The organism is Corallococcus terminator, from assembly GCF_003611635.1.
GTDB classification, from domain to species: domain Bacteria; phylum Myxococcota; class Myxococcia; order Myxococcales; family Myxococcaceae; genus Corallococcus; species Corallococcus terminator.
In genome coordinates this window covers 1-6,967 of record NZ_RAVZ01000430.1, presented here as the reverse complement: position 1 = coordinate 6,967, position 6,967 = coordinate 1, and the positions used below count along the sequence as shown (strand labels likewise).

The following is a 6,967-nucleotide window of genomic DNA, read 5'->3' as shown; positions in this document are numbered from 1 at the left end:
CCAGCATCCGCTTCACCATCTGACTCTTGAATGCGTCCGTATACGGCACCGTTGTCTTCCTGCTCGCCCCGCTCAGGTGGTCACCTCGGCTGCTCAGCCGAGGCGACAACTACGCTGACACTGGGGGTTGAATGCGTCGCCACAATTCGTCTGGCACCCGCCAGCCGTCGTCCTTCTTCACTACCCCATGGCCGCGTCCTCCTGCCTCTTCACACCAGCAGAAGGCCGACCTTCTTCCCTACCCGAAATAGGTTCTTAGGTCACGAAGACTGCAGCGAGGACGGGCCAGACAACATGGCGAATTCCGTCGCGGTGATCGGTGTCGCTCGGCTGCCGGAGTTCGAGCGAGCGCTGAGACTCGATACCCTTGACGGAACCCAGCAGAGACGCGTCGATGACGGGCTCCTTTACCGCGACCGCGCCACGGAGTTTCCTCAGTAGATCCGCTAGCTCTGTCGGAGGGAGCTGCTGAGCACCATCTGTACGGATGAGGCTTCCCTCCAACTCAAGCCGGTGCTCGACCCATGTGCCCTGCTGCTGCCGTAGCGACTGCCTCGCCAAAACCACGAGCCCCAAGACTCCTGTGCTGGTGAGCTGAGGTCGGCCTGCGGGCCATCGCAACACCGCGGCGCCACTCGGGCGCTCGGGAAAAGCGAGGTGCCGGAGCACGGCGGAGACCTCAGGGCTATTGAGGCCGATGGCGTCGGCAGTAGCGCCGCGCGCGCCGGTGACGGGCATACCTGAGTAGTCGCCGCAAGCACGGGGGCGGCCGGCTACCTCAAAGACCGTCGCAACTTCGGAAGCATCGACAACTTCTTCCTCGCTTGTACGGAAGCGGAGCACCTCGAAGTCGTGGAGTGGGCGGGCCTGTAGCTCCTCGGTGAGTAGCGATTCGAGATCGCTCCAGCGCGCCTGACCTGGATCAAGCGCCCTGACCTTGCGCTGGTTGCCCGCGTACTCATCATGGAACTTGCGCCACTGCTCGAATCCTTCGGTGACGAGCTTGTTGATACGATCGGTTTCGCTCGGGTCGAGTGGCCCTAGGGGGCGCTCTCCCATCACATCTTGGAGTTCTTCCGGTGGGACGAGCGCCATCACCCGGGAATAGAGCTCCTCGAAGCGCTCGGGGGCCACGACCGTGCGGGCGATGCTGTGCAGCTTCTCCCGCGCGACCCGGTAAGTATCCACCTCGCGGCTGTCCTTCACCACCAGCGTATCCACGAGGATGGTGCGCCTGGACTTGAAGCGGTGGACGCGACCGACCCGCTGCTCAAGTTCCATTGGATTCCAGGGGACATCCACATGGACAAGGCGCCTCGCCACTTGCAGGTTGAGCCCCTCGCCACCTGCCCGGGACGAGACCAAGAACTGGGGACCGTCAGACCGCCAGAAGGCGTCGATCTGCTCGGTACGCATCTGCTCACTCTGAGCGCCGATGATCTTCGCTGGACGCCTGCCCGTCCTCCGCTCGATGTAGCCACACAGCGCCGTGACGGTCTCGATAGGCTGGGCGAAGAGGACCACCTTCTCCTCACCGAGATCGTGGAGGACCTGCTCGAAGAGGATGTCCCACTTCTTGTTGGGATCTCGCTCAAGGAGCGCGGAGCCTTCCTCAAGAAGGTGCGACAGTTTGTCGAGTTGCACCACGGCAGGGTGCTCGGGTTCGAGGTCTTCGAGATCCTCCAGTGAGGACGTCTGCTCCTGTCGAACGATGTCGTGCTGCATCCGCTCGAAAAGGCGTACGACAGGCTCGTCGGGTTGCCCATCCCGATAGGGCCGGAGCAGCGTCAGGGCTCGCTGAAGCCCGCGCAGCTTCAGGTTCGCGCCAGCGCGGAGTGCTTGGCGCACCAGAAACCCGAGGCCCGCCTGCACACTCGAGGTGGCCCACTGAAGGGCAAGCCCACAGCGCCAGGTCGCGGCCCGCCGCCGGGCGTCCCCCGGCCGTTCATTGCGCTCCGGTTCAAAGAAGTCATGGATGTTCTCAAGCCAGCGCCGGTGCTCCGCGCCGAGATCCACGGCAACAGGTTCCCGAACCCGGCGTAGCGGAAACAGCGGCCGCTCATCCCAGTCCCTGACATCCTCCTTGGTGCGGTAGATAACCCGGCCGCGCACGGCTTCGTCCGACTCTCCTGGCCTCTTGAGGAGCCGGAGGATGTTCTCGAAACGGGCGGCGTGTCCTTGGTGCGGCGTGCCTGTAAGGAGGAAGAGTCTGCCTTCCGGGCCAAGATGGCTCACGATCTCCTGCACGAGCTTGTACTTGCGAACGGGACTGCCGCCACCTTCCGCCCAGTCCGAGAGGTGGTGAGCCTCGTCGACGATAAGGACATCCCATTCGGTTCGGGACACCTTGTCGACGTGGCTGGGGTGGACAGCCCGGTGGATGCTCGCCACCACACAAGCATCCCCGTTCTTCCCACCTAGCCGCGCGTCCCCCTCCTCTCCTGAGACCCACGCGCGGAAGGGAAGCTCAAGCCGCCGAAACTCGCGCATCACGTTGCCGACGAGCCGGGCCGGTGCCAGGTAGAGGATCCGCAGCGTCGGCTGTTGCTCGAGGAGCTCGCCGATGATGAGCGCCGCCTCGATCGTCTTGCCGAGACCAACCTCATCGGCGATCAGGACACGCCGCAGGTTCGCATGGTCGAGCACGTGCCGCACCAGACTGGCTTGGTGGGCCAGAGTTACTACTGGGCGGACGTCGAGCCTCCGCTGGGGATCTTCGGCGAGGAGGAACCATGCGAAGGCCGCAGACACTGACCTGCGACTCCGAGCGAGCCAACTGTCCCCTGCCTCAGGCGGGAGTGCGAGCAGTTCGGCCGGGGTCAGTACGGCGGTGACTCGGCGAGCGTCAACGCTTGAGGTGAGAAGCGGGACGTTCGTTCCTTCGGCGCCCCAGAATCGCCCTGGGGCACGGGCGAGGTCGAGAGCACGGATTCCGAAGTCGTCTAGTTCACGGAGCATTGCCATCAGCCCCGTGTCGCGGCGGTAGAGGCGGCTCATGCGGCACCTCTTGGACAGGCAGCGAGGAGCGTGCGGCCACGGGCGAGGACGGTCTTGCGCCGTTGGGCGTCGCTTCGGCGGACGTGCTCCTCGTGCGAGTCGACCAGGGTGCTCACAGCCATTTGGATGGGGTTGGAACGCTGGCGGAAGACAGAGCGGATGTCGTCGCGCACCTTCTCATAGTTACGAAGGAGGACCTCCTTGGCCTTCGGCCTTGCCGCATCCACCACCGAGGGTCCGAGATTATCGTCCAGGAATTCGATCATCCGGCTGAGCACGCCGGCACCTTCAGCTTCCCCGCTCTTGACGAAGGCTTGGCAGTGGCTGCGAACCGCCTTTTCCACCTGCTTATAGAGCTCAAGCTTGACGGTCTCCTTGAGTTCATCGATGGCCTCCCTCCCTACCTGACCGAGATCGGCAGTACTCGCCTTGAGGTCTTCGTGGAGGGCTTCAACCATCCGCGGCTTCACCCGGGCACCCTGGCTACGAGCCCATCCAACGATCGGCTCCACAAGCTGAACGTGGTCCTCTCCCATCAGCTTTGTCCGCCGACGGAGTTCGACGAGCAGCTTCTTCGACCACACCACAGCCAATGGCTCTTCAAACTCGAGGGAGAGTTCCACCGGAAGTTCGACCTTCCTCGCACCGTGAAAGGTCCCTCCCCTGCGAATCGCCGCCTGCAGGGTTCTCCAGTTGAAGCTCCTGTATTTTCGCAACCGCGTGCGGATCGCCTTTTCCGCCTCCAGCGAGGCGCGCTCAAGCTCGGCCTCGATCAGGGAGGGCATGGTCTCGCTGAGGAAATTGCGAAAGGCTCCCTCTCGGTTGGCGAGCTCGGTTCGCAGGCCTCTGGAAAACTCCTCTAATTCTTGCTTGAGGCGCTGCGCCTCCTCCTCAGCGCGATTGTCCTCATCCCACTTCGCGACGACCACCTCCACGGCAGTACGTGCCTGAGTGCTCCACAGCTCTTTCTGGGTGGCAATCCGAGCCTCAAGATCAGAGAGGCGGGAAGTCGCCATCGAGCGGAGGCTCTCCTGAAAGGCAGGCACGCCGGACTCCTCGATTCGCTTGAGCCGCCTCGGAGCATCTTCGTCGCTGAGAAGGAGCGCGCGGTACTCGGTGGCAGAGAGCGGGTGCACAGACAGACCGGCCACCACCCGATTCACCACTTCGTCGCGAGCTTCCCGGGTGGCCGACGCCCCGTCCTCCACGAAAGAGACCAATTGGGTCTCCACTTGGTTGCGCATAACGTCAACGGCACGACGGCAAACGTCCTCAAAGTAATGCACGAAGGGTTGGACGCTTTCGGGCTCCAAATCCTTTATCCGCTGCCGCTCCTCCAACGCAGGCTGATCGAGCTTGGTTGCCACTACGACAAGCCGAGCGGGATCCGGATTGTCAGGCGAGTCGTGGAGGAGGCTGTTGAGGAACGTGGTCTCCTTGAGGAGGTCCGCGCTAGCCTTGGTGAAACCCGCGCGGTCCACCACCAGCACGACAGCCCGCGCCTTACGAATCCACTCGGCGGTGACCTCCTGGTACTCATCGTTGGCGACTCCGACGCCGGGCAGGTCAACGAGAACAAGGCCGCTCTTGAGGATCGGGCTGTTATAGCCGACCTCCAGCTCCCGGATCACCGGTGCCAGGGAACCGGCTGCATGCTCGTGAAGCTCTTTGTAGAAAGCGGTCTCGGCACCCGAGGTGAGTTCAACCCGGCGGGTCCGATCCGGGCTGGAGAGGACCTCTGAGAGACGCTCGATGCGCCGGAGATCGTCGGGCGAGATGGTCGCCTTCCATTTCGGCTCCGATCCCAGCGCCTGGCGAAGTCCGTCCATAAGGTAAGGCATGTCCTGGGTCTTGAACTGGTCGCCTCGGATGAGGAGCGCAGCGAGCTGGGTGTAGGCAGTTCGCTTCTCGGAGCGGGAGTCTGCGGATTTCGCGGCATCCTCTCCGGCGTCCTCGGAGGCCGCGGCTCCGTCCGAAGTGAAGGCCCGTTCCAGAGCGAAGAGCACCTGGTTGACCTTGTCTCCTCCGTGATAGCGCGCCTCAAAGTACGGCTTTTCCGCGAAGGAGAGCCGCGTCGCGAGCGCGGTCAGGGGGCCCACCCCGCCCGCAGGAAGGAGAGAGCGGGTTCCGCCCACGACCGCATTGAGAAGCGTGCTCTTGCCCACGCCTGCGCCCCCAAGAAAACATACTGGAAGGGGGTCCTTCCGCAGCGCCTCGATGGCCTCGATCCGCTTGAGCCCAGCGTCGAGTAGTTCGACCCGGTCCGGCGCGTGCTCCACTAGGAACTCCCGCAGCCCCTCCTTGCCGTCGAACCAGCCTCGTAACGCCTCAAGCGTCGTCTTCGCCATGTGACCCCCTCGCACTCGCATTCCGTGCGTCCAGAAGGCCTTACTTTAATCGACAACCACGAGCGCATGGGAGCGAAGAGGGGCCTACCTACTGGTGGTGGTGATGACCCAGGTGTCACCAGCAGGCGGGCTCAGAGACGTCAACATCCACCGGAGCGGAGCGTCCCGCCTGGCTCGGCATGATATGCTCTGGCACTTACCCGAGCTCATGAACTCTATGGCAGCACTGCGACAACTCAACGGAGCGATGGGAGCTGCTGGTGGGAAGAGACATCCTCGCGCTCCCGTCAGAGTCCGAGCGGTGTGGCTTCCCCCTCCCCCCCGAAAGTTCGAAGATGGGCCTGCTCCACGAGGTTCTATCGCGGCTGACAGTTATAGCCCCGGGCCTCGGAGAGTATGCGTCGCGCTAGCGCCCCGGCATTAAAGCTCAAGGGCTCCTCGAAGAGTACCGGCGGGCCGCGCTCACTAGGGGCACTGAGCCCGAAGACAGGTTTCTTCGTGTTGTTGGAGCGCCAAAAGCCGAGCCAGTACCGGGGCTTGGCGTCGTCGCCAAGCCAGAAGCAGAACCCGTAGTATGGCTCTTCACCCTTGGGTGTACGTGCCCATCCATCACTGGCACGGTACTCCGTGGGAGCCTCCTCGTTCAGGTGCTGATGAACGGTGCTCAGGAAACGGTACATCAGGCCCCAGCGACGCTCCTCTCGCTCCCCGACGAAGCTGTTGAGGTCTTGCTCCAATTCGGTCCCAGAGATCTCCTCAAGTCTCCTGGTGGAACTGGCGCTCACTTCAGCCAGTAGTTGCTTCAGACAAGGATCCAATGCCGCGTCTGCAAGCTCCCTCCAGGTAAGAACGGGTAGACCATCCGGCAGTTCGCGACCTTCTTTGCTCGGCAGGATAAGCAGGTCGACCTCTCGACGCTTGAGCGCCTCCTCCTGGCGTCTGGTAAAGCCAGCCAACAACTTCAACTCAAGGCGCGCCGTTCGGTGCTTCCAGGCCACGCAAACGTCGGCGCGCCACCCACCCTCCGTCACCTCCTCCTCTGTGACACCGGGAATCTCCTCACGAGGGAGGTTCTCTCCCAACTGCTCGATCATCAAAGCTCGGACAGCGGGCTCTGTCTCCACAGCCCTCATGAGGATGCCCTGGGCCAGCCACTCAGGCCGGTGCCGTGCCATCGCCTCGAACATGCTTGCCATGACTCTCCACCTGTAGTCCCCATTTGGGCGCGCTGGGTCAGGAACTTCTCTTGTCACTTACCGCGATCCTTCTGCCGGTATCAGCGTACTGCCGACTTTGAGCGTCTGGGGCGCAGCCCCTTGGGGCTGCTGGCCGGACGCGAAACCTTCGAGCGCACTGGTGCAACCGGTGGCGAATCCTTCCGGAGTGAGGCCTTCGTACACACGGGTGCTCCCGGTTGCACGGATGCGGCCTGCACCCGCTCCGATAACACGGGTTCGAATCCCGTCGGGGACACTGGAGCAGCCCGGTAGGTGCCTGGGCGTGATCCGCTTTCGTGGACAGGTTGACTATGCCGCTGCCCGTTCGAACTCGGCCGGCGCAGCGTAACCGATTGCCGAGTGCATGCGTTGCTGGTTGTAGAAGACCTCGATGTAGTCGAACAG

Annotated in this window: 4 protein-coding genes; all 4 read right to left on the bottom strand. The window is 63.2% G+C overall.

Annotated elements, in window-relative coordinates; all coding sequences use genetic code 11:
- Positions 1–255: 255 nt before the first annotated feature.
- The 4 genes from D7V88_RS37050 to D7V88_RS37035 all read right to left on the bottom strand — a co-directional run bounded on the left by D7V88_RS37050 (position 256) and on the right by D7V88_RS37035 (position 6,967).
- A complete protein-coding gene (locus tag D7V88_RS37050; protein WP_120545292.1) occupies positions 256–2,997 on the bottom strand; it encodes a DEAD/DEAH box helicase in 2,742 nt (913 codons plus the stop codon).
- Positions 2,994–5,345 (bottom strand): dynamin family protein, encoded by a 2,352-nt coding sequence (locus D7V88_RS37045; RefSeq protein WP_158625242.1) that lies wholly within the window; start codon positions 5,343–5,345, stop codon positions 2,994–2,996. The genes D7V88_RS37050 and D7V88_RS37045 overlap by 4 nt, the downstream gene beginning before the upstream one ends.
- 356 nt (positions 5,346–5,701) lie before the next feature.
- A complete protein-coding gene (locus tag D7V88_RS37040; protein ID WP_120545290.1) occupies positions 5,702–6,541 on the bottom strand; it encodes a hypothetical protein in 840 nt (279 codons plus the stop codon).
- A 330-nt stretch (positions 6,542–6,871) separates the two neighbouring features.
- Positions 6,872–6,967 (bottom strand): IS3 family transposase, encoded by a 96-nt coding sequence (locus D7V88_RS37035; RefSeq protein WP_372241176.1) that lies wholly within the window; start codon positions 6,965–6,967, stop codon positions 6,872–6,874.